Source organism: Duganella sp. CT11-25 (genome assembly GCF_047302815.1).
Lineage (GTDB): Bacteria > Pseudomonadota > Gammaproteobacteria > Burkholderiales > Burkholderiaceae_D > Rugamonas.
Genome location: NZ_JBKBFD010000001.1, coordinates 5726608 through 5748078, shown reverse-complemented (window position 1 = coordinate 5748078; position 21471 = coordinate 5726608). Strand labels below are relative to the sequence as shown.

Genomic DNA, 21471 nt, shown 5'->3' with positions numbered 1-21471 from the left:
AGCTCGTGTCCCGGTTCCGGACCTGACCCCGGAGTTGGGGTCTTGCTTGCTGCTTAGAACTTCACATCCAGCTTGACGCTGAAGTAGCGGAACACGTCGCGTGGCGGCACCCAGCTGTTGGCGGTGACTTGCGGCGAGGTCGAGGTCGGGCCGGCGCGGAACGAGGACGGGCCGCTGGCATTCGCGTTAGGAATGTAGAAGCGGTCGAACAGGTTGTTCACGCGGAAGCTGATCTTGTACTTGTCCTGCGGATCGCGGACACCAAAGCCGAGGTCGGTGATGCTGTACGGATCGTTGACGGCGCGCGGATCGTTGTTGATGTTGGTGTAGTACTTGCCCTGGTAGCGCACGTTGAGGTTGACGAAACCTTTGAACGGCATTTGCGGAATCAGGAAGTCGTAGTTGGCACCAATGTTCAGCTTGATCTTCGGCGTCCCCGGGAAGACGCCGCCGTCCAGGTTTTGCACACCGGTGGTCGAGCCTGGCGTGATCGGGAAGCAGGCCGAGTTCTGGCCGGCGATCGAGCCGTTGGCGGCGTACTTGCTGCCCGGCGCGGCGACGTTGGTCGGATCGCTGATGCACGGACCGTTGGACCACTTCTCGATGGTCGGCAAGGTGAACCCCAGCGCCGCGTTGACCGTCAGGTCCTTGGCCACCAGCGCGTTGGCGTCGACTTCGAAACCGTGGGTGCGGATGTGCGGGATCGAGTTCAGCTGGCTATAGATGGTCGGATCGTTCGGCAGCACGTAGGTGACGTTCTGCTGGTAGTTGAAGAAGTCCGAGTTGTAGTACGTGGCCGCCAGCGACATGCGGTTGCCGAACAGGTTGGCCTTGGTGCCGATCTCGAAGCTCTGGCTGGTTTCCGGACGCACCGGGAACGCCGCCACCGCCTTCAGGCCCGACGTCACGTCGTAAGCCGCGCCCTTGCGGCCGGTCGACGCCATGGTGTAGACCATCCATTCCGGCGTGAATTGCTTCTGCAGGCTGACCTTGCCGGTGGTGGCGCGATCGGAGTTGCCGGTGATCTGGAACTGGTCCACGCCCACCGGACCCGGCTTGAAGGAAGCTTCATCCAGCTGGTCGGTGAAATAGTTGCGCTTGTAATGGAAGCCCGAGATTTCCTCGTTGGCGCGCAGGCCGGCCACCAGGGTCCAGGTCGGCACAAACTCCCACGACGCCTGGCCGAACACCGCTTTGTTGGTGTTGTAGATGTCGGTGTAGTAGTTGGTCGGGCTGGACGGCGAGTTGGCGTTGCACGCGGTCGGCGCCACGCAGTAGCCGCGGATGAAGTGGCGGTAGATCTCATTGTGCGCCGCCCACAGGCCCGCCACGTACTTGAAGTTGCCGCTGTCCGGCGAGACGTAGCGGATCTCCTGCGTCTTGGAGCGGATGTCGTAGGTGCCGAACTGGTAGTTGCCGATGGTCGGCACGGTCTGGCCGGCGGCGGCGATGGTCGGCACGTCGGTGAAGTCCTGGTCGCGGAAGTCGTTGGCCAGGTATTTGCTCCACGAGGTGATCGACATCAGCGTGGCGTCGTTCGGCAAGGTCCACGAGACTTTCAGGCCGACGCCGCGGTCGCTGGAGATGACGCCGGTCGGGAAGTCGCGGCGCACGTCGCGGTTGCCCGGATCGTTGACGTTGATGCCCGCCAGCAGCGTGCTGGCCGGCAGTTGCGGATTGCCGTTCAGGTAGACGCCGTTCAGGCCGATCGGGGTCGACACCTGGTTGCCGGCGGCGGCCGAGCCGGTACGCAGGAAGAAGCCGTTGACGGCGGTGACGCCGCGGCTGTTTTCCTGGTAGTTGTAGCGCGGCGACAGGTCGATCGACAGATTGTCGGTCGGGTTCCACTGCAGCTTGGCCATGAAGGTCTTGCCGCCCGAACCGTTGACGTCCTTGCCGTCGGTCAGGTTGTGGAAGTTGCCCGGCATGCTGGTCTTGCCGGCGTACAGGCGCATCGCGAACTGGTCGTTGATGCGGCCGCCGGCCGAGGCGTTGACGCGCCATTCGCCGTCGTCGGTCAGGTAGGTGCTGGCGCGGTACACCATCGGGCCGGCCAGCGGCTTGGTGACGATGCTGACCGCGCCGGCCACGGCCGATTTGCCGAACAGCGTGCTCTGCGGGCCTTTCAGCACCTCGATGCGCGACACGTCGGCCAGGTCCTTGAAGGCCTGGAACTGGGTGGCGATCGGTATGTCGTCGATGATGACGGCGACGTCGGACTCGACGCCGATGCCGACCGAGACGGTGCCGATGCCGCGCATGAAGATGGCGTTGTTGGCGGAGGTGGTGCCGGAGTTCAAGGTCAGCGACGGCATCATGGCCACCACGTCTTCGATCTCGCGGATGTTGGTGCGCTGGATTTCCTGTTCGCTCATGACCGAGATGGCCATTGGAACGCTTTCCAATTTTTCGACGCGTTTATTCGCGGTCACCACCACAGTTTCCAGGGTGCCGGGTTTGCTGGTCGATTCTTCCTGCTGCGCGTGGGCGCTCATGGCGAACAAGGCCAGGGCCAGGGCGGACGCCATAGGCGTCATTTTGATGGTTTTAGTCATGGTCGTCTGCTGCTTGTAATTGTTGTTAAACACTATTGTCCCCTAATGAACAGAGATGAAAACGGCGGTGTTGCGTAGAGCCTCCTAAATTGCAATATTTATAAGTTAAAGCATTACCAAAATTACTGAAAACTACATCAATCTGTGAGGTTTAATGCCAAGTTAAACGGTTTCCGGTACCGGTACCAGTTGTATGATGACCGAGGTTAATCCAAGGCATTTTGGATGTCAATAATTTTTGGAAATGACGGCCATATGATTTGTAACTGACATCAGACGCGCAACAGAACTTACTTTAAAAGCAAGTTTAGCGACCAGGGAAGGACCTCAGGCGCTAGCGCGCTCGACGATGGAAAAGCCGATGTCGATGACGCCGTCGCGCACCTCGCGCTCTTCCGAGCGCTCGACGATGAAGCGCGCCGCGGTGGCGCCGATGCGGGCGCCGTCGATGCGCACCGTGGTCAGCGCCGGATGCAGGTCGCGCGAGAAACTGAGGTCGCCCAGCCCGACCACGGCCAGCTGGCCGGGCACGGCGATGCCCTGGGCCTGGGCCTCGGTCAGCACGCCCAGCGCCACCATGTCGGAGCTGCAGAACAGCGCGTCGATGTCGGGATGGCGCGCCAGCAGCTCGCGCAGGCCGGCGCGGCCCATGCCGACATTGGTCGGCGCCGGCACCAGCCAGCCGGGCACCGCGGTCGCGCCGGGCGTCGTCATGCCGAGCGAGACGGCGGTGTCGGAAAAGGCTTTCATGCGGCGCTGCGCGCGCTGGTCGTTGGCGCTCAAGGTGGCGACGCGGCGCTTGCCGCGCGCGTACAGGTAGCGCGCCACGGCCTCCCCGACTTTCTCATGCGAGAAGCCGACCAGCATGTCGATCGGATTGGGCGTCAGGTCCCAGGTCTCCACCACCGGGATGCCGCTGGTCAGCAGGCGCTGGCGGCCCTGCGGCGAGCGCATGATGCCGGTCAGCACCACGCCGTCGGGACGGCGGCCGATGATGGTCTCCAGCAGTTCATCCTCGCGCGAATCCTCGTAGCCGGACTGGCCCAGCATCAGCTGGTAGCCGTAGGCCGCCAGCGAGGACGTCAGCGATTGCACCATCTCCAGGAACACATTGCCGGAAATGGTGGGGATCACCGCCGCCACCAGCCGGCTCTTGCGCGAGGCCAGGCCGCCGGCCAGCATATTGGGCACATAGCCGGTCTGCTCGACGGCGTTCTTCACGCGCTGCAAGATCTGTTCGGACACCGCCTTCGGCGTGTTCAGCGCGCGCGATGCGGTGATCGGCGCCACTCCGGCCAGCGCCGCCACATCGCGCAGCGTGGTGCCGCCGCTTTTACGGCGGCTGCGGCGCGGCGGTGGCGGGATCAGTTTGTTTGCCGGGGTATCGTCCATGTTGCGATTCTAACACCCGGTTTTATGCGGACAACTATTTGTAGCGGGCCAGCTCCATCTTGCCGATCTGGCTGCGGTGCACCTCGTCCGGGCCGTCGGCCAGGCGCAGCGAACGCGCGCTGGCGTAGGCGTGCGCCAGGAAGGGATCGGCCATGCCGCCGCCGCCCTGCACCTGGATCGCCCAGTCGATCACCTGGCAAGCCATGGCCGGCGCGGCCACCTTGATCATGGCGATTTCCTTGGCGGCGACCTTGTTGCCGACGGTGTCCATCATGTACGCGGCGTTCAGCACCAGCAGGCGCGCCTGGTCGATCATGATGCGCGCTTCGGCGATGCGCTCCAGCGTCACGCCCTGCTCCGCCACCGGCTTGCCGAAGGCGACGCGGCCCAGGCTGCGCCTGCACATCTGCTCCAGCGCGCGCTCGGCCAGGCCGATCAAGCGCATGCAGTGGTGGATGCGGCCCGGTCCCAGGCGGCCCTGGGCGATCTCGAAACCGCGGCCCTCGCCCAGCAGCAGATTGGCGGCCGGCACGCGCACGTTGTCGAAGACGATTTCGGCGTGGCCGTGCGGCGCGTCGTCGAAGCCGAACACCGGCAGGTGGCGCAGGATGTTGACGCCCGGCGTGTCGCGCGGCACCAGTATCATCGACTGCTGCTTGTGGCGGCTGGCGTGGTCCGGATCGCTCTTGCCCATGAAGATGAACACCGCGCAGCGCGGATCGTTGGCGCCGGACGACCACCACTTGCGGCCGTTGATCACATAGTGGTCGCCGTCGCGCACGATGGAGCTGGCGATGTTGGTGGCGTCGGACGAGGCGACATCCGGTTCGGTCATGCCGAAGCAGGAGCGGATACGGCCGTCCAGCAGCGGCTCCAGCCAGTCGCGCTGCTGCCCGGGCGTGCCGTAGCGCGCCAGCACTTCCATGTTGCCGGTGTCCGGCGCCGAGCAGTTGAACACTTCCGGCGCCCAGTGCGCGCGGCCCATGATCTCGCACAGCGGCGCGTATTCCAGGTTGGTCAGGCCGGCGCCGTGCGCGGAGTCCGGCAGGAACAGGTTCCACAGGCCGGCGGCGCGCGCCTTCAGCTTCATCTCTTCCATGATGTTGGTCGGCACCCAGGCGTTGCCGGCGGCGCGGTTGGCCTCGATCTCGGCGTGGAAGGCCGCTTCGTTCGGATAGATATGCTGGTCCATGAAGGCGGTCAGGCGGGCCTGCAGTTCTTTTACTTTCGGGCTGTAGTCGAAATCCATGACGGTGTCCTTTTTGACGCGGGTTTAACGATACGTGACGGCGCCGGGTTGGCCCAGCCATTCCAGGTGCGCGTAGTTGTTCAGGTAGCTCAGGGTGAACTGGCCGGGGCGCTGCAGCAGCTTGGTGACGGCGCAATTGGCCAGCGTCCAGTTCATCTCCATGACCTGGTAGTCCTGCAGGCCGAGCAAGTGCTGCATCAGCGTCGAGATCACACCGCCGGAGGTGAACACGATGGTGGCCTGCTTGCTGCTGTCGGTATCGAGCCGTTCCAGCGCGGCGACGCAGCGGCGGCGGAACTCCGGCCAGGTTTCGTTGTACTCGTCGTCATGCCAGCCGCCCATCCAGCGCTGCATGGCGGCGCGGAACAGGTGCTCCAGCGCGCGCGACGGATCCACATGCTGGGCCAGCAGTTGCTTGAACGCGGCCGCGTCGGCGAACTCCGGGCAGTGGCGCAGCAGCACTTCGTGGTGGTCGAATTCGGCGAAGCCCTGGTCGGTGATCCACTCGGCCTCGGCCAGCTGCGGCTTGGGCAGCTCGGCCAGGCAGGTATCGGCGGTCTGGCGATGACGGACCATGCCGCCGGTCACCACGCGCTGGAAAGACTGGCGGCCGTTGGCATACCACTGCCCCAGCAGGCGCGCCTGCTCGAAACCCAGTGCCGACAGCTGGTCGTAATTGGCGGCACCGAACGAGGCTTGGCCGTGGCGCACCAGATAAATTTGTCCCATATCGCTCTCATTCCCTCATAAACAGGCACCAGCTTACCGGCCAGCCTATAATTCATCAAATGAATAGTTTTAATTCACTCGCATAAATCTCATGCATATATCAAAAGTCGACCTGAACCTGTTCATCGTCTTTGAGGCGATCTACGCCGAAGGCAGCATCACGCGCGCCAGCCTGAAGATGAATTTGACGCAGCCGGCCATCAGCCACGCGCTGAACCGGTTGCGGCAATTGTTCGACGACCCGCTGTTCGAGCGCCAGGGGCATGTGATGGTGCCGACGCCGCTGGCCCGTTCCATCATAGACCCGGTGCGGCAATCGCTGCGCGGCTTTGAAGTCACCTTGAACGGCGTCGAGCGTTTTGACGCGGCCAGCAGCGAGCGCAGTTTCTCGCTCGCGCTGCGCGACGTGCTGGAAGCGAGCGTGCTGCCGCCGCTGATGGCGCGCGTGGCGCAGGACGCGCCGCTGGTGGGCCTGAACACCCTGCAGGTCGGGCGGCGCGAGCTGGAAAGCGAACTGGCGGCCGGCACGCTGGACGCGGCCATCGACATCCTGCTGCCGCTGTCGAACGACATCCATCGCGCGCAACTGGCCGCCGACCAGACGGTGGTGCTGGTGCGGCGCGACCATCCGCTGGCGCGGGGCAAGCTGGATCTCGACGCCTACCTGAAGCTGGAGCACATCCAGACCAGCTCGCGCCGGCGCGGGCCGGGGCTGGAGGATTTCGAGTTAAGCCGGATGGGACTGCAACGCCGCATCCGCCTGCGCTGCCAGCACTACTTCGCCGCCTGCCGCGTGGTCAGCCAGACCGACCTGGCGCTGACGATGCCGGAGCGGCTGGCGCGCGTGGTCAACCAGCAGTTCGGCAACCAGATCCTGCCCTTCCCCCTGCAGATGCCGTCGCTCGACATCTACCTCTACTGGCACGCCAACGTCGACAACGACCCGGCCAGCCTCTGGCTGCGCGGGCAGATCAACCAGGCGATGCAAGACGCGGTCTAGCGCTTCAGCGTCTCGATCAGGTTGCCGACGCGCCGCACGTCATCGATCGCGAAAAATCCATACCTGGTGGTTTGGCGGTCGCCATCGCTGTCCTTGCGGGATTCCCCTCTCAGTATCAAATCGCCCGAGCCATCCTGATGCTCGGTGCGTTCGATGTCGACGAGATCGGACGCCAGATAGGACTGCACCGTGATGGTCTTGGCGCCTTCGATGGAGATCGCACGCTCGCTGGCGATCGTAAACTCCGGGGTCAGGTCCAGAATCCGGACACGGCCTCATCCCTATCGCCGTACAGACGTGTTCGTGTCCTGGTTTTGGACCTGACCCCGGATTACAAAACTGCGTCGACCAGCTTGGGCAGATGCTCGCGCAGGCGTGGGACCGAGCGGTTCTGGGCGGCTGTCTGGGCGCCTTCGAGCAATAGCGTCAGGTGGATCGCCGCCAGTTTGGGCTCCGCTGCGCCGGCCTTGGCGCACAAGGCGCCGAGACGGCGTAGCTGGCGCGCCTTGTGCGCTTCGATCAATTTACGCGCCGGATGGCTTTCGTCCGGCAGCTCGGCGATCGTGTTGATGAATGGGCAGCCGCGGTACGAGGCGCGCGTCACATCGTCCGCGATGAATTCGGCAAAGTCCAGTAACTGCCGGCGCGGATCGTCCGGGTAATCGGCCTCCAGCCGGTCCATCACCGCCGCATACTGCGCCACCAGCTGCTGCACCCATTCCGTGATCAGCGCATCCTTCGATTCGAAATGGCGATACAGGCCCATCTTGGTGGTTTGCGCCGCCTTGGCGATCGCCTCCACACCGACGCCGCGTACGCCCTCGGCGTAGAACAGCTGCGCCGCCGCCTCGGACAGCCGTTCGCGTATCGACAGTTTTACTTCACTCATCCCCGCTCCTGAACTTTCTTGACAAAGATACCGATCGGTATCAGTATACCACCGACAAATGATACCGATCGGTATCATCTATTTTTCGAGGAGTCGGGACAATGAAGCTTTCTGAATACACGCGGTACGACGCGCTGGGACTGGCCGCACTGGTGACCAACAAGGATGTGAGCCAGCCCGAGCTGGAAGCCGCAGCCCTGCAGGCCATGGCCAGGGTCAATCCGGGGATCAACGCCGTGGTCCAGCACTGGTCCTGCGAGGCCGCAGCGCTGCCGAGCGACGGCGCGGTCTTCGACGGTGTGCCGTTCCTAATCAAGGATGTCGCCATCACGATGGCCGGGAAGCCTGTGGAACTGGGCAGCCGCCTGGCGCAGGGACATGTCGCCGCGTCGGACTCCAACCTGATGCGCCACTTCAAGCGCGCGGGGCTGGTGACGCTGGGCCGCACCGCCTCGCCGGAGATGGCCTTCAGCACCACGACGGAATCGCTATTCAATGGCCCGACCCGCAATCCCTGGAACCTGCTTCACAGCGCAGGCGGATCCAGTGGCGGCAGCGCGGCGGCGGTGGCCGCCGGCATCGTGCCGATGGCGCACGCCACCGACGCCGCCGGCTCCATCCGCGTACCCGCGGCATCGACCGGATTGTTCGGCCTTAAACCCACGCGCGGGCGCGTCTCCAACGGGCCGGGAATGGATGAAGTATTCAACGGATTCGGCGCGCAGCTGGGCATCAGCCGCACCGTCCGCGACAGCGCCGCGCTGCTGGACGCGATCAACCTGCCGGATGCCGGTGAGCCCTACTTTACGGCGCCGCCTGCGCAAAGCTTCCTGTCCGAAGTCACGCGCGCACCGGGCAAGCTGCGCATTGGCCTCATGCTGCAGGCGTGGAGTGGACAACGACCTTCCGCCGAAGTCGCGGCGGCCACGCTCGCGGCGGCGGACTTGTGCCGCCAACTTGGCCATCACGTGGAAGAGGCAACGATGGACATCGGCGTGTCGTGGGAAGAGTTCGTGCATGCCAACGCGCAGATCTGGTGCGCCAACCTGGTCGGCTGGATCGACGCGTTTGCCGGCGCCACGGGCCGCAGCGCCGGGCTGGCGACGCTGGAACCGTCCACGCTGGCCTGCTATGAATATGGCAAGCGCGCGCTGGCGCCCACCTTCGCCTGCGCGCTGGACGTGCGCAACCGGATCAGCCGTTCGGTGGCCGCTTTCTACGACAAGTACGATGTGCTGATGACGCCAACCCTGCCCGAGACCGCACAGCGCATCGGCGCCTATACCGAAGGCACGGCGCAGATGGACGGCCTGGAATGGACCGCGCGCGTGTTCCGCCACTCGCCCTACACGCCGCTGTTCAACGTCGCCGGCGTGCCGGCGATGTCGGTGCCGCTGGGCTTCGGCGCGCACGACCTGCCGATCGGCGTACAGTTCGCGGCCGCCTTCGGCCGGGATGGATTGCTGCTGCGCCTCGCCGGACAACTGGAACAAGCCGCCCCCTGGCTTGGCCGCATCCCGCCGGTCTGGGCGGGCCGCTGACGTGAAACTGCCTTAATTTTTCGCATAAGCTAGCGCGGTTTCATTCGTTCACAAGCTGGAAGGCCGTCGATAGACTTGGGCTCATTCGATAGTTCATGACCTGTTATGACAGGTTATGCCTGACCTGTGAGCCCATGAAAAACTTCCGTACCGTCGAGCTGTCCCCCGTCCCCCTCTACACCCAGGTGAAGGAGAACCTGCGCGAGCGCATCCTCGACGGCAGCTACCCCGCGCACGCCAAGCTGCCGGCCGAGAGCGAGCTGAGCACCATCTTCGGCGTCAGCCGCATCACCGTCCGCCAGGCCCTGAGCGACCTGCAAAAGGAAGGCGTGATCTTCAAGATTCCCGGCAAGGGCACCTTCGTGGCCAAGCCCAAGGCCTTCCAGCAGCTGACCCAGCTCGAAGGCTTCGGCGAGGCCATGAGCCGCATGGGCTACGAGATCTACAATCAGGTCACCAGCCACAAGATCATCGCCGCGCCGCCCCACGTGGCGCAGCAGCTCAAGCTGCCACCGGGATCCGACGTCACCGAAATCAAGCGCGTGCGCCACCTGAACCGCGAGCCGGTGTCGCTGGAAGTGACCTACCTGCCGCCGGACATCGGCGAGCGCCTGCTGCGCGAAGACCTGGCCAGCCGCGACATCTTCCTGATCCTGGAAAACGACTACGGCATCGCCCTGGGCCGCGCCGACCTGCAGGTCGACGCCATCCTGGCCGACGAGACGCTGGCCCATGCGCTGCGCGTCGAGCAAGGCAGCGCCGTGCTGCGCATTGAGCGCCTGACGCACCGTGCCGACGGCACCCCGCTCGATTTCGAATACCTGTACTTCCGCGGCGACGCCTTCCAGTACCGCCTGCAAATCAACCGCCGTCCATAGGAGACTCCATGCAAACCCATATCCAGACTGTCGATGTGCTGGTGATCGGCGGCGGCACCGCCGGCCCGATGGCGGCCGCCAAGGCCAAGGAAGCCAATCCGCAGCTGCGCGTGCTGCTGCTGGAAAAAGCCCACGTCAAGCGCAGCGGCGCGATCTCGATGGGCATGGACGGCTTGAACAACGCCATCGTGCCAGGCTTCGCCACGCCGGAGCAGTACGTGAAGGAGATCACCACCGCCAACGACGGCATCGTCAACCAGAAGACCGTGATGGCCTACGCCGAGAACAGCTACGCGATGATCGAGGAGCTGGACCGCTGGGGCGTCAAGTTCGAGAAGGACGAAACCGGCGACTACGCGATGCGCAAGGTGCACCACATGGGCACCTATGTGCTGCCCATGCCCGAAGGCCACGACATCAAGAAGGTGCTGTACCGGCGCCTGAAACGCCAGCGCGTCGAGATCACCAATCGCCTGGTGGCCACGCGCCTGCTGCTGGCCGCCGACGGCAGCATCGCCGGCGCCATGGCTTTCGATTGCCGCACCAGCGACTTCCATGTGATCCGCGCCAAGTCCGTGGTGCTGGCCACCGGCGCCGCCGGCCGGCTTGGCCTGCCGGCCTCCGGCTACCTGTTCGGTACCTATGAGAATCCGACCAACGCCGGCGACGGCTACAGCATGGCCTATCACGCGGGGGCCGAGCTGTCCGGCATCGAGTGCTTCCAGATCAATCCACTGATCAAGGACTACAACGGCCCTGCATGCGCCTACGTGACCGGCCCGTTCGGCGGCTTCACCACCAATAACAAGGGCGAGCGCTTCATCGAGTGCGACTACTGGAGCGGCCAGATGATGCAGGAGTTCTACAACGAACTCCAGGGTGGAAATGGTCCCGTGTTCCTCAAGCTGGATCACCTGGCCGAGGAAACCATCAGTGCCATCGAGACCATCCTGCACACCAACGAGCGGCCAAGCCGCGGCCGCTTCCACGAAGGACGCGGCACCGACTACCGCCACCAGATGGTGGAGATGCACATCTCGGAGATCGGCTTGTGCAGCGGCCACTCCGCCTCCGGCGTCTGGGTCGACGAACGCGCCGCGACCACGGTGCCGGGACTGTACGCGGCCGGCGACCTGGCCTGCGTGCCGCACAACTACATGCTGGGCGCTTTCGTCTACGGCAAGCTGGCCGGCGAATCGGCCGCCGAACGCTGCGCCGCCATCGAACTGGCGGAGCTGGATGGGGCCCAGGTCGAGACCGAGCGCGCCCGCGTATGGGGGCCGCTGAACCGGCCGGACGGCCTGCCGCCGTCGCAGGTGGAGTACAAGCTGCGCCGCATGGTCAACGACTACCTGCAGCCGCCCAAGGTGACGCGCAAGATGGAGATCGGCCTGACCCGCTTTGAAGCCATACAAGGCGACCTCGATCGCCTGTCGGCCACCAATCCGCATGAGCTGATGCGGGCGATGGAAGTGCACGCGATCCGCGATTGCGCCGAGATGGCCGCACGCGCCTCGCTGTACCGCACCGAGAGCCGCTGGGGCCTGTATCACAACCGCGTCGACCACCCGCAGCGCAACGACGCCGAGTGGCTCTGCCACGTGCAGGTCAAGAAGATCGACGGCGCCATGCAGTGCTTCAAGCGTCCGCTGGAGCCCTACCTGATCGCCCTCGACGAAGAGGAAAAACAAGCTTACCAGCGCCTGCGCATCGGCAAGGACGCTGCAACACCGGCCGCACTGGCCGCATAAGGAGAACCGCATGCCCATCGCCTTTACCCCGAGCAGCGTGCCGGTGCGCGTCAACGAAGAGCTGTGCATCGCCGACAAGGGCTGTACCGTCTGCGTCGACGTCTGCCCGCTCGACGTGCTGGCCATCGACTTCAGCAAAGGCAAGGCCTTCATGAAGTTCGACGAATGCTGGTACTGCATGCCCTGCGAAAAAGACTGCCCGACCGGCGCGGTGACGGTCGATATCCCCTACCTGCTGCGATGAAGCCGCCGCGCCGAAAACCGATTTGAGCATAACCACTGGAGAACACCATGACCTTGCAACAGAAACTGATTGCCCTGCTGGCCGGCGTGCTGACGCTGGGCGGCGCCAACGCCGAAACGATCCGCGTCGCCATCGGCACGCAGGACACTACCATCAACTGCGCCACCGGCGGCCTGCTGATCCGCGAACTGAAGCTGCTGGAAAAATACCTGCCGCGCGACGGCAAGTACAAGGATGCGCAGTACGACATCCAGTGGAAGAACTTCACCTCCGGCGCGCCGCTGACCAATGAGATGGTGGCGGGTAAACTCGATCTCGGCTCGATGGCCGACTTCCCCGGCTCCTTCAACGGCGCGGCGTTCGAGAAAGCCGGCAAAAAGAGCCTGTTCATCACTGTGCTGTCGGGCAGCGTGCAAGGCAGCGGCAACGGCATCGTCGTGCCGAAGGCGTCGGCGGTGCAGTCGCTGTCCGAGTTGAAGGGCAAGACCATCTCGGTGCCATTCGCCTCCACAGCGCACGGCATGCTGCTGCGCGCCATCAAGGCCCAGGGCTGGGAGCTGGACAAGGACATCACCGTCGTCACGCAAGCGCCGGAGGTGGCCGGCTCCGCCCTGCAGAGCAACAAGATCGAAGCCCACGCGGACTTCGTGCCGTTCGCCGAGCTGTTCCCGCATCGCGGCTTCGCGCGCAAGATCTTCGACGGCTCGGAGGCCAATGCGCCGACCTTGCACGGCAGCCTGGTCGACGCCGACTACGCGAAGAAGTATCCGGAGATCGTCACCGCCTTCCTGCGCGCCGCCATCGAGGCCGACCGCATCATCGCCGCCGAGCCGGAGAAGTACAGTGAACTGATCGCCAAGGTGACCGGCATCGAAGCCGAAGTCGACTACCTGTTCCACGGTCCGCTCGGCCTGCAGACGCGCGACTTCACGTGGAAGCCGGAATACCGCCAGGCCGTCAAGACCTCGATCGACACGCTGCGCCTGATGAAGCGCACCGAAAATGACCTGGACGTGAACAGCTTCATCGACGACAGCTATATCCGCGCCGCCTTCAAGCAGGCCGGCCAGGATTATGACGCCCGCCTGAAGAACTACGCGCGACTGCCGCTGGTGGCCAAGGATGCAGCGACAGGAAAACCGATCACCGACTTCTCGCGCCTGGTGCAGGTGTGGGTGGCCGGCGAGCCGCTGGTGCGTCACTACGGCACGCCGGAAGCCGCATTCGCCGCCGTGCGCAAGCTGGAGAAGGACGGCAAGAAGATCCGCGTGGTGTATGCGCATGACCGCAACAGCGGCTTGAAACTGTTCGCGGTCGACGCCTGGTTCGTCAACGCCAGGAACGACACCAGCGCCTTCCTCTCGAAAGCCTCGGCGGAGGCCTGGGCCAGGCAGCACGGCGGCAAGGTGTCCGACTACGCCGCGCAGCTCGGCGCGGGCGGCAACAGCCAGCTCGCCAGCAAGTAAGGACACATCCATGAACCGGATCCGTATCGACGGCGGCAACGCGCTGCGCTGGGGCCTGCGGGTGGCGTCGCTGGCGGCCTGCCTGCTGGCCTGGCAATGGGCGGCCGGAGGGCGCATCAACCTCGGCCTGGTCACGTTCCAGAACGTGCCGCCGCCGAGCGAGGTGGCGCAGGCCGCGTGGGCGCTGCTGCACTCGCCGCAGCTGCTGGGCCACCTGAAGGCCAGCCTGGGACGGGTGTTCAGCGGCTTCGCCGTGGCGGCGCTGACCGGCATCGTGCTGGGACTGTGCATCGGCCGCTGGCGGCGCTGGGAAGACCTGCTGATGCCGCCGCTGGAGATGCTGCGGCCGATACCGGCCGTGGCCTGGATACCGCTGGCGATATTGATGTTCCCGTCGTCGGAGATGTCGATGATCTTCATCACCTTCACCGGCGCGCTGTTCCCCATCCTGCTCAACACCGTGCATGGGGTCGAGCAGATCGATCCGCGCCTGGTGGCTTCGGCGCGCAGCCTGGGTGGCGGTTCGTGGGCCGTGTTCACCGAAGTGGTGCTGCCGGGCGCCGCGCCCAGCATCGTCACCGGGCTGTCGATCGGCATGGGCACCGCGTGGTTCTGCCTGGTGACGGCGGAAATGATCTCCGGCCAGTTCGGCATCGGCTATTACACCTGGGCGTCGTACACGATACAGAACTACGCCGACATCGTGGTCGGCATGCTGGTGATCGGCGCGCTGGGCATGGGCAGCAGCGTACTGGTGAAACGCACCGGCCAGGCGCTGATGCCGTGGCATCAACAGGAGCAAAAGGCATGAGGGATTTGAACGAGGGATTGGGCCGCATCGCCATCGATCAGCTGTCGCTGCGCGTCGGCCATGGCGCGCAGGCGTTCGAGGCGGTGCAGGAGATCTCGCTGACGGTGGCGCCGGGCGAATTCGTTTGCCTGCTCGGGCCTTCCGGCTGCGGCAAGTCGACGCTGCTGGGTGCATTGGCGGGCCATCTGCGGCCCAGCAAAGGCGCCATCACGGTCGACGGCGTCGCCGTGGATGGACCGCATGCGGAGCGCGGGCTGGTGTTCCAGCACCACACGCTGTTCCCGTGGCGGCGGGTGATCGACAACGTCGCCTTCGGCCTGAAGATGCAGGGCGTGCCGCGCGCGGAACGACATCGGCGCGCGCTGGAGCTGCTGGCGATGGTGGGGCTGGAGGAATTCGCCCAGCACTATCCGGCGCAGCTGTCGGGCGGCATGAAGCAACGGGTGGAAATCGCCCGGGTGCTGATCAACCATCCGCGCGTGATGCTGATGGACGAGCCGTTCGGCGCGCTCGACGCGCAGACGCGGCTGATGATGCAGCAGTTGCTGCTGCAGCTGTGGGCCCGCATCCGCACCACCATCGTATTCATCACGCACGACATCGACGAGGCGCTATTCCTGGCCGACCGCATCCTGGTCATGAGCCCGCGTCCGGGGCGCATCATCGAGGAGATCGCGGTCGACTTCGCGCGCCCCCGGGATTCCACGCTGGTCACCTCCGAGCATTTCACGCGGCTCAAGCGGCGCTGCCTGCAGCTTCTGCATCCGGCCAATGCTGCCGGCCTGCCGCTGGAACGCTTGTCGCCATTGGGCGCGGACGCGCCGCGCAACCTGCACTTTGCCATTTAAGGACAGCATGAGCACTATCTTTGACGAACTGGCGGAGATCCGCCAGCGGCTGCAACACCCCGACGGCGCGGTGCGCCGCATCGTGATCCTGGAGCTGGCCGACTGGGACGGCGACGAGCATGCACCACTGTTTGTGGAAGCACTGCGCGATCCCGACGCCGCCGTGCGCGCCGAAGCCGCGCGCGCGCTGGAAGCGTTCGAAAGTCCGGAAGGCGTGGCCGGCCTGGTCGCGTTGCTCAGCGATGAGCATGAAGATGTCCGCGAAGCGGCCGCGCGCAGCCTGAGCGAATTGAAGCAGCAAGACTCGGCCGCCGTGCTGCTGCCGCACGCCACACATGGTGACGCGTTTGTGCGCATCGCCGTGCTGCGCGCCGTGCGCGAGCTGCGCGCGGCAGACAGTTTCGCTCCTGCGCTGGGCGCCTTGGCGGATGCCGAACCGACGGTACGGCGCGAGGCGGTCGCCGTGCTCGGCTACCTGAAGCATCCGGCCGCACTGCCGGCGCTGACGGACCTGGTCAGCCTCGACGCCGATGCCGAGGTGCGGCGCGCGGCGGTGGGTGCGGTCGGCTACGCGCGCGGCGATGTGGCATTGGCCGCGCTGCTGGACGGTTTGCGCGACAGCGCCTGGCAGGTGCGGGAGGAAGCGGCGACCACGCTGGGCAAGCTGGGGCTATCTCCGCAAGCGCTGGCGCAGGCCGGCGCGGTCCTGATCGCGGCGCTGGAGGACACCTACTGGCAGGTACGCTTGCGCGCGGCGCGCAGCCTGGGACGCCTGCGCGTCTCGGCGGCGTTGACCGCATTGGTGGAAGTTCTGGCGCATCCGATCAGCAATCTGCGCAAGGAAGCCGCATTGGCGCTGGGCGAATTGGGCCAGGCGGCCGCGCTGCCCGCGTTGCAGGTGGTCGCCGAAGACGCCGACCCGGAAGTGCGCAAGGCCGCCCGCCTGGCGCTGACGCAAATCCAGGCCGCGCAGGAGCGATGATGGAAGACGCCATCTATCCACGCACGGTCGTCAACGACAGGCCGGGCCGCATGCTGGACATCGTCTGGGACGACGGTCCGGCGCAGCGGCTGCCGCACGCGCTGCTGCGCGCGCACTGCAAATGCACGGTGTGCCAGTCGCAACGCCTGCTGGCCGAAGCGGCGCAACTAGCGCCGGCCGTTCCGCCGGCGGACATACGCATCGACGATATCCGCCAGGTCGGTATCTATGGCGTTCAACTGGTCTTCAGCGACGGCCACGAACGCGGCATCTATCCCTGGACCTATCTGCGCACACTCGGCCCGCTTCCGGGGTCAGGTCCAGAATGCGGACACGAACTCAGCCAGTAATGGTTGAGCACGTGTCCGCGTTCTGGACCTGACCCCGGATTTCTAACAGCTTGGGGAGGTGCCGGCGGCGAGGCCCCGGACGGCTTTGGAGATGTCGGCGGCGATGCGGGCGACGGCGCGGCGGTGGCCCGCGACCAGCGCGTCGTAGCCGACGCCGACCGTTTCGTTGGCGGCGCTGCGGCAGGTCAGTACCTTGGCGCTGCCGACCAGCCGCACGCTCCATACCGCGTCGATCAACGCATACTGCCCCGGCGCCGATTCGAAGCGCTGCACGTTGGTGCTGATGCGGTAGACCGGCGCGCTGTCCGGGGTCGGCGTGCGGAATACGTCGATCGTTCCCAGCTCGCCGGAGATCGCCAGCGACAGCGCTTGGCCGATCTCCGACGCCGGCGGCGACGACCAGCGCTCCTGCTCCAGCAGGTCGATGCGCCCGGCGCCGGTACTCACCACCAGCTGGTTGCGCGCGACCTGCTGCGGCACCGTCACCGCCGGCAGTTCGATGTAGTAGGCGGCGCGCGCGGCCGGCGCTTCGGCCACGCCCATGCCGTTACTCAGGCTGTAGAAGCGTTCCGGCGGCGCGCTGGCGCAGCCGGCCAGCACCAGCAACGCAGCAGCTGCCATCAATGCTCGCATCATTTCCGTTCTCCTTTTTTATCCTGCTTGCCGCGTATCAGCGACTCAGGATGACGTTCAAGGTAATCCGACAAGGCGTTCAGCGACTGCATGGTCTGTGTCAGCTGCTGCAGGGCTTCGCGCAGGTCGGACTGCACCGGCGAATCCTTTTGCAGCAGCTGGTTGGCCGTGCTGAAGGTCTGGCGCGCCGCGCCCAGCGTGTCCTTCATCTCCGGCACCACCTGCGCGTCGAGCTGCTTGAACAGCACGTTGGCGCTCTTCAGCGTGTCGCGCAGATTGGTGCCGATCTCCTCGAACGGTACTTTGTCCAGCTTGCGCGCGATGTTGGCCAATTGCGTCTGCAGTTCGTCCAGGCTGTTCGGCACCGTCGGCACCTCCATCGGATACTGCGCGACATCGATCTTGGCCTGCGGCGCGTTCGGGAAGAAGTCCAACGCCACGTATAGCTGCCCGGTGAGCAGGTTCCCGGTGCGCAGCTGGCCGCGCAAGCCGCGCGACACCATCCGCTCCAGCACCAGCGGGCCGGCGTTGCGATCCTGGTCGTTGGCGATGGTCTGCTGGAAGCTGCGGCCCAGGCGCGCCGGATACATGTCCACCGTGACCGGCATGCGGAAGCTCTTCTTGACCGGGTCGAACTCCACGCCTACCGAGCGCACCTCGCCCATGACGATGCCGCGGAAGTCCACCGGCGCGCCCGGCGACAGCCCGCGCAGCGACTGGTCGAAGTACAGCACCGTGGTGATCGGCACACCGTCCGGCTCGCGCAGCGCGCTGGCCTGGTCGGCCGCCAGCAGGAAGTCGCTGTTGGCCGGGGCCACGGTGTCTGGCTTCTGTCCGCTCATCGATTCAAACGCGATGCCGCCCACCAGTACCGCCGCCAGCGATTGCGTATTGATCTTGAAGCCGTTGGAATCGATCCGCACATCGACGCCGCTGGCATGCCACCAGCGCGTGTTCTTGCCGACGTATTGGTCGTAGGGCGCGCTGACAAACACGTTCATCTTCACGCCACGTCCCTTTTCGTCCAGGTCGAAGCCGGTCACCTGGCCCACCTGAATGCGGCGATAGAAGATCGGCGAGCCGACGTCGATCGAGCCGAGGCTGTCGCCATGCAGCGTGTACTTGCTGCCCTTCTCGTCGCCGGCCACCTGCGGCGGCTTTTCCAGGCCGGTGAATTCGTGCTTCTCTTCCTCCGATTTTCCGGCGTCGACGCCGATGTAGGCGCCCGACAGCAAAGTGCCCAGTCCCGACACGCCGCTGGCGCCGATGCGTGGACGCACCACCCAGAAACGGGTGTCGGCGGCGGTAAAGCGTGTCGCCTCCTTGCTCATCTCGATCGTCACCAGCACCTTGGCCAGGTCGCGCGACAGCGAGATGGTGCGCACCAGGCCGATGTCGACGTCCTTGTATTTGACCTTGGTCTTGCCCGGCTCCAGCCCGTCCGCGCTGCGGAAGCTGACCGTCACCGTCGGCCCCTGGTCGATCACCGACTTGGCCACCAGCGCCACGCCGATCAGCGCCGCCAGCAACGGTATCAGCCACACCAGCGACGGCAGCCAGGTGCTGGCCTTTTCCACATTCGGCTCCGGCAGCGGCGGTGCGCCGTTCTCGTTTTCAGACATGCTTCTCTCCATTTGAATCGATGGGATCCCAGATCAGGCGCGGATCGAACTGCATGGACGCGATCATCGTCAGCACCACCACCGCACAAAACGCCAGCGCGCCAGGGCCGGCCGTGATCACCGCCAGCGATTGGAAGCGCACCAGCGCCACCGTCAGCGTGATGACGAAAATATCGAGCATCGACCAACGGCCGACGAATTCCACGATCCTGTACAGCGTGGTGCGCTGCATGGGCCGCCAGCGCGAGCGCCGCTGCGCCGTCAGCGCCAGCAGCGACAGGGCGGCCAGCTTCAGCACCGGCACCACGATGCTGGCGATGAAAATGATCGCCGCCAGCGCCGGCGAGCCGCTGGTCCAGAAGTAGACCACGCCGCTGATAATGGTGTCGTCCTCCTTGCCGAACAGCGAGGAGGTGTACATCACCGGCAACAGGTTGGCGGGAACGTACAGGATGGCCGCAGCCAGCAGGAAGGCCCAGGTGCGGCCGATGCTCTCCGGCCGGCGCTTGTGCAGCCTGGCGCCGCAGCGCTGGCAGTACTGGCGAAGCTTGCCCACGTCCCTCGGCACGACCAGGCCGCAGCTGTGGCAGTCGACCAGCGGCTTGCCGGCCAGCGCCGCGTAGCGGAAGGTCTGCTGCGCCGCCCGGCGCGGCCCCGGCAAATGCTCGCCGATATTCCACAGGATCTTGGGATCGAAGGAGACCACGATGGCCAGCATCAAGGTCAGCGCGCCGAAGGCGAACAGGCCCGGTTGCACCAGCACCTGCGCCAGGCTGGTCATCTTGACGATGGTGATCAGGATGCCGATCATCAGCACCTCGGTCATGCCCCAGCGGCGCGCCAGGCCCACCGCGCGCAGCAAATGGTCGAAGCCGCGCGGGCGATACCCGGCCCGCAGCGCCAGCGTCACGTACAGCAGCGAGCCCAGTTCCACCGCCGGCAGCACCATCGTCAACAGGAATACGATGGCCGCCACCACCTGCATCTGCTCACTCCACAGCACGCGGATGGCGCCGAGCAGCGTGGCGCTGGTGCTGTAGCCGCTCACTTCCAGTTCGACGATGGGGAAGAACTGCGCGATCAGAAAGGTGAAGATGGCGCCCAGCGTGATGGCCGCCATGCGGCTGGCGTCCGAGTGGATGCCGCGATAGAGGATGGAGCGGCAGCGTACGCAGCGCGCCTTTTCACGCGGGCGCACCGGGCGGCGCTGGTGCAGCACGCCGCAGTCATGGCAGCTGATCAAATCATATCGATGCACTGTCTGGCCGTTTGGTCAATAATATCCATATCATACGGCAATCATACGGCAAAGCCGGATCGGCTATCATAGGATGGAAATTCGACATCGGAGACTGCCTATGCCCCGCCGCTGGCCCGCGTTATGGATGGCAGCCGCCCTCGCGGCAGGCCGGCCCGCGTGCGCGCAGGGTCCCGACACGCTGGTCTTCGGCACCACCCACGAAGCCGATAGCACGGTGTTCGGTTATGCAACCGACTATCTGCAACGACTGTGCGCCGAGATCAGCCAGCGCTGCCTGCTGCAAAGCCTGCCGGGACGGCGCAGCGAAGCCATGCTGGCAGACGGCAGCCTCGCCGGCGAGATGGGACGGGTCAAGTCGTACGGCACCAAGCATCCGGAGTATCAGCGGCTCGACGAGCCGTTCGTCTACACGCGCACCTTTATCTTTACCAAGGCGCACAAGCCGGATATCAGCAGTTGGCCGGAACTGGCGCGGCAGGCGCGCACCGTCAGCTACAAGCGCGGCATCTACACTTTCCAGATGCAGCTGCAGGCGCTGCAGCCCGGATTGCAGCCGCACGACGTGCAAAGCGTGCCGGCCTGCCTGCAGATGGTGCTGACGGGACGCGACCAGGCCTGCGTGTTCGACGACGGCAGCCTGAGCGCCGAATCGAAGCGCATGCTGGCGCAGGGCCGCACCGGCAAGCCGCTGGAAGACCTGGGCCTGTACATCTACCTGAGCAGGGATCATGCGGCGCTGGCGCCGATGATGGCGGAAGCCGCGCGGCGCCTGAACGCGCAGGGCTTGCGCGCGCAGCTGCGCCGCAAGCACTTCGATGAGCGCTGACTACTTGATGCTGGTGGCCAGCTCCTGGAAGTCCTCGGTCTTGAACAGCGACTGCCAGGTGGCCAGCAGCGCCGGCGGCGGCGCGATCAGCTTGCGCGCGCCCAGGTCCAGCCAGCCGCCGGTGCTGGTGATGCGCGCGGCCAGCTTGCCGTCAGGGCGGATCACGTCGCTGCGCAGCATCCAGCGGCTGCCGTCTGGCGACAGGCCGGCCACGCCCAAGGTCACGGTGATCTCGTCGAGCAGCATCACTTCCTTGAAGTAGGCGATTTCGTCCTTCATCACCACCGGGCCGATACGCAGGCGCATCAGCTCACTCATCGGAAAGCCGTTCTCGGACAGGAACAGCATGCGGACATCGCCCGCCTTATCCATAAAGGCCGTGTTGCGCATATGGCTGTTGAAATCCATATCGCCCCAGCCGGCCATCAGCTTCTTTTCAAACAT

General features: G+C 65.3%; 21 protein-coding genes. 11 read left to right on the top strand and 10 right to left on the bottom strand.

Translation table 11 applies throughout. The features are described from left to right. Positions 1–53: 53 nt before the first annotated feature. From ACEN9F_RS24880 to ACEN9F_RS24865, 4 genes are all read right to left on the bottom strand, one after another. Positions 54–2555, bottom strand: a complete 2502-nt coding sequence (locus tag ACEN9F_RS24880) for a TonB-dependent receptor (RefSeq protein ID WP_413424355.1) — start codon at positions 2553–2555, stop codon at positions 54–56. 327 nt (positions 2556–2882) lie between these two features. Next, complete coding sequence (locus ACEN9F_RS24875; protein ID WP_413424353.1) at positions 2883–3947, bottom strand: LacI family DNA-binding transcriptional regulator; 1065 nt, start codon at positions 3945–3947, stop codon at positions 2883–2885. 34 nt (positions 3948–3981) lie between these two features. Beyond that, on the bottom strand, positions 3982–5196 hold the full coding sequence (locus tag ACEN9F_RS24870) for an acyl-CoA dehydrogenase family protein (protein ID WP_413424351.1): 1215 nt from the start codon (positions 5194–5196) through the stop codon (positions 3982–3984). Between the two features lie 24 nt (positions 5197–5220). Further along, positions 5221–5925, bottom strand: coding sequence for a histidine phosphatase family protein (locus ACEN9F_RS24865; protein ID WP_413424349.1), 705 nt, complete (start codon positions 5923–5925; stop codon positions 5221–5223). Positions 5926–6016: 91 nt separating this feature from the next. Here ACEN9F_RS24865 and ACEN9F_RS24860 point away from each other — a divergent pair, with 91 nt between their 5' ends. Further along, the gene (locus tag ACEN9F_RS24860; protein ID WP_413424347.1) at positions 6017–6925 is read left to right on the top strand and encodes a LysR family transcriptional regulator; all 909 of its coding nucleotides are present in this window, start codon (positions 6017–6019) and stop codon (positions 6923–6925) included. Here the strand turns inward: ACEN9F_RS24860 and ACEN9F_RS24855 are convergent. Then, positions 6922–7113 (bottom strand): hypothetical protein, encoded by a 192-nt coding sequence (locus ACEN9F_RS24855; protein ID WP_413424345.1) that lies wholly within the window; start codon positions 7111–7113, stop codon positions 6922–6924. The genes ACEN9F_RS24860 and ACEN9F_RS24855 overlap by 4 nt on opposite strands. Positions 7114–7256: 143 nt before the next feature. Beyond that, complete coding sequence (locus ACEN9F_RS24850) at positions 7257–7814, bottom strand: TetR/AcrR family transcriptional regulator (protein WP_413424343.1); 558 nt, start codon at positions 7812–7814, stop codon at positions 7257–7259. Positions 7815–7915: 101 nt separating this feature from the next. Here ACEN9F_RS24850 and ACEN9F_RS24845 point away from each other — a divergent pair, with 101 nt between their 5' ends. The 9 genes from ACEN9F_RS24845 to ACEN9F_RS24805 all read left to right on the top strand — a co-directional run bounded on the left by ACEN9F_RS24845 (position 7916) and on the right by ACEN9F_RS24805 (position 16685). Next, a complete protein-coding gene (locus ACEN9F_RS24845; RefSeq protein WP_413424341.1) occupies positions 7916–9355 on the top strand; it encodes an amidase in 1440 nt (479 codons plus the stop codon). A gap of 134 nt (positions 9356–9489) precedes the next feature. After that, positions 9490–10233 (top strand): GntR family transcriptional regulator, encoded by a 744-nt coding sequence (locus ACEN9F_RS24840; RefSeq protein ID WP_413424339.1) that lies wholly within the window; start codon positions 9490–9492, stop codon positions 10231–10233. A gap of 8 nt (positions 10234–10241) precedes the next feature. Continuing rightward, positions 10242–11984 (top strand): fumarate reductase/succinate dehydrogenase flavoprotein subunit, encoded by a 1743-nt coding sequence (locus ACEN9F_RS24835; RefSeq protein ID WP_413424337.1) that lies wholly within the window; start codon positions 10242–10244, stop codon positions 11982–11984. Between the two features lie 10 nt (positions 11985–11994). Then, on the top strand, positions 11995–12228 hold the full coding sequence (locus tag ACEN9F_RS24830; protein ID WP_413424335.1) for a ferredoxin family protein: 234 nt from the start codon (positions 11995–11997) through the stop codon (positions 12226–12228). A 47-nt stretch (positions 12229–12275) separates the two neighbouring features. Beyond that, positions 12276–13694, top strand: coding sequence for an ABC transporter substrate-binding protein (locus ACEN9F_RS24825; RefSeq protein ID WP_413424333.1), 1419 nt, complete (start codon positions 12276–12278; stop codon positions 13692–13694). Positions 13695–13704: 10 nt separating this feature from the next. Continuing rightward, on the top strand, positions 13705–14505 hold the full coding sequence (locus ACEN9F_RS24820; protein WP_413424331.1) for an ABC transporter permease: 801 nt from the start codon (positions 13705–13707) through the stop codon (positions 14503–14505). After that, positions 14502–15353: an ABC transporter ATP-binding protein gene (locus ACEN9F_RS24815; RefSeq protein WP_413424329.1), complete on the top strand. Its 852-nt coding sequence runs from the start codon at positions 14502–14504 to the stop codon at positions 15351–15353. Before ACEN9F_RS24820 ends, ACEN9F_RS24815 begins: the two co-directional genes overlap by 4 nt. A 7-nt stretch (positions 15354–15360) precedes the next feature. After that, the gene (locus tag ACEN9F_RS24810) at positions 15361–16335 is read left to right on the top strand and encodes a HEAT repeat domain-containing protein (protein WP_413424327.1); all 975 of its coding nucleotides are present in this window, start codon (positions 15361–15363) and stop codon (positions 16333–16335) included. Next, positions 16332–16685: a DUF971 domain-containing protein gene (locus tag ACEN9F_RS24805; RefSeq protein WP_413424325.1), complete on the top strand. Its 354-nt coding sequence runs from the start codon at positions 16332–16334 to the stop codon at positions 16683–16685. The genes ACEN9F_RS24810 and ACEN9F_RS24805 overlap by 4 nt, the downstream gene beginning before the upstream one ends. 42 nt (positions 16686–16727) lie before the next feature. Here ACEN9F_RS24805 and ACEN9F_RS24800 read toward each other — a convergent pair whose 3' ends face one another. Genes ACEN9F_RS24800 through ACEN9F_RS24790 form a run of 3 tightly spaced genes read right to left on the bottom strand, consistent with a single transcriptional unit; the run spans position 16728 to position 20198 of the window. After that, on the bottom strand, positions 16728–17321 hold the full coding sequence (locus tag ACEN9F_RS24800) for a membrane integrity-associated transporter subunit PqiC (protein ID WP_413424323.1): 594 nt from the start codon (positions 17319–17321) through the stop codon (positions 16728–16730). Then, complete coding sequence (locus tag ACEN9F_RS24795; RefSeq protein WP_413424321.1) at positions 17318–18940, bottom strand: intermembrane transport protein PqiB; 1623 nt, start codon at positions 18938–18940, stop codon at positions 17318–17320. Before ACEN9F_RS24795 ends, ACEN9F_RS24800 begins: the two co-directional genes overlap by 4 nt. After that, positions 18933–20198, bottom strand: a complete 1266-nt coding sequence (locus ACEN9F_RS24790) for a paraquat-inducible protein A (protein ID WP_413424319.1) — start codon at positions 20196–20198, stop codon at positions 18933–18935. The genes ACEN9F_RS24795 and ACEN9F_RS24790 overlap by 8 nt, the downstream gene beginning before the upstream one ends. Before the next feature lie 127 nt (positions 20199–20325). Between ACEN9F_RS24790 and ACEN9F_RS24785 the strand changes: the two genes are divergently transcribed. Further along, a complete protein-coding gene (locus tag ACEN9F_RS24785; RefSeq protein ID WP_413424317.1) occupies positions 20326–21027 on the top strand; it encodes a substrate-binding periplasmic protein in 702 nt (233 codons plus the stop codon). Here the strand turns inward: ACEN9F_RS24785 and ACEN9F_RS24780 are convergent, their stop codons facing one another. Further along, complete coding sequence (locus tag ACEN9F_RS24780; RefSeq protein WP_413424315.1) at positions 21028–21471, bottom strand: thioesterase family protein; 444 nt, start codon at positions 21469–21471, stop codon at positions 21028–21030. It abuts the gene before it with no gap.

Excerpts from the sequence above, each read along its gene's own strand:
- ACEN9F_RS24820 (WP_413424331.1), top strand. The coding sequence starts at position 13,705 with ATGAACCGGATCCGTATCGACGGCGGCAACGCGCTGCGCTGGGGCCTG.
- ACEN9F_RS24840 (WP_413424339.1), top strand. The coding sequence starts at position 9,490 with ATGAAAAACTTCCGTACCGTCGAGCTGTCCCCCGTCCCCCTCTACACC.
- ACEN9F_RS24845 (WP_413424341.1), top strand. The coding sequence starts at position 7,916 with ATGAAGCTTTCTGAATACACGCGGTACGACGCGCTGGGACTGGCCGCA.
- ACEN9F_RS24835 (WP_413424337.1), top strand. The coding sequence starts at position 10,242 with ATGCAAACCCATATCCAGACTGTCGATGTGCTGGTGATCGGCGGCGGC.
- ACEN9F_RS24870 (WP_413424351.1), bottom strand. The coding sequence starts at position 5,196 with ATGGATTTCGACTACAGCCCGAAAGTAAAAGAACTGCAGGCCCGCCTG.
- ACEN9F_RS24880 (WP_413424355.1), bottom strand. The coding sequence starts at position 2,555 with ATGACTAAAACCATCAAAATGACGCCTATGGCGTCCGCCCTGGCCCTG.
- ACEN9F_RS24800 (WP_413424323.1), bottom strand. The coding sequence starts at position 17,321 with ATGATGCGAGCATTGATGGCAGCTGCTGCGTTGCTGGTGCTGGCCGGC.
- ACEN9F_RS24860 (WP_413424347.1), top strand. The coding sequence starts at position 6,017 with ATGCATATATCAAAAGTCGACCTGAACCTGTTCATCGTCTTTGAGGCG.
- ACEN9F_RS24810 (WP_413424327.1), top strand. The coding sequence starts at position 15,361 with ATGAGCACTATCTTTGACGAACTGGCGGAGATCCGCCAGCGGCTGCAA.
- ACEN9F_RS24785 (WP_413424317.1), top strand. The coding sequence starts at position 20,326 with ATGGCAGCCGCCCTCGCGGCAGGCCGGCCCGCGTGCGCGCAGGGTCCC.
- ACEN9F_RS24825 (WP_413424333.1), top strand. The coding sequence starts at position 12,276 with ATGACCTTGCAACAGAAACTGATTGCCCTGCTGGCCGGCGTGCTGACG.
- ACEN9F_RS24875 (WP_413424353.1), bottom strand. The coding sequence starts at position 3,947 with ATGGACGATACCCCGGCAAACAAACTGATCCCGCCACCGCCGCGCCGC.
- ACEN9F_RS24780 (WP_413424315.1), bottom strand. The coding sequence starts at position 21,471 with ATGTTTGAAAAGAAGCTGATGGCCGGCTGGGGCGATATGGATTTCAAC.
- ACEN9F_RS24850 (WP_413424343.1), bottom strand. The coding sequence starts at position 7,814 with ATGAGTGAAGTAAAACTGTCGATACGCGAACGGCTGTCCGAGGCGGCG.
- ACEN9F_RS24830 (WP_413424335.1), top strand. The coding sequence starts at position 11,995 with ATGCCCATCGCCTTTACCCCGAGCAGCGTGCCGGTGCGCGTCAACGAA.
- ACEN9F_RS24805 (WP_413424325.1), top strand. The coding sequence starts at position 16,332 with ATGATGGAAGACGCCATCTATCCACGCACGGTCGTCAACGACAGGCCG.
- ACEN9F_RS24815 (WP_413424329.1), top strand. The coding sequence starts at position 14,502 with ATGAGGGATTTGAACGAGGGATTGGGCCGCATCGCCATCGATCAGCTG.
- ACEN9F_RS24865 (WP_413424349.1), bottom strand. The coding sequence starts at position 5,925 with ATGGGACAAATTTATCTGGTGCGCCACGGCCAAGCCTCGTTCGGTGCC.
- ACEN9F_RS24795 (WP_413424321.1), bottom strand. The coding sequence starts at position 18,940 with ATGTCTGAAAACGAGAACGGCGCACCGCCGCTGCCGGAGCCGAATGTG.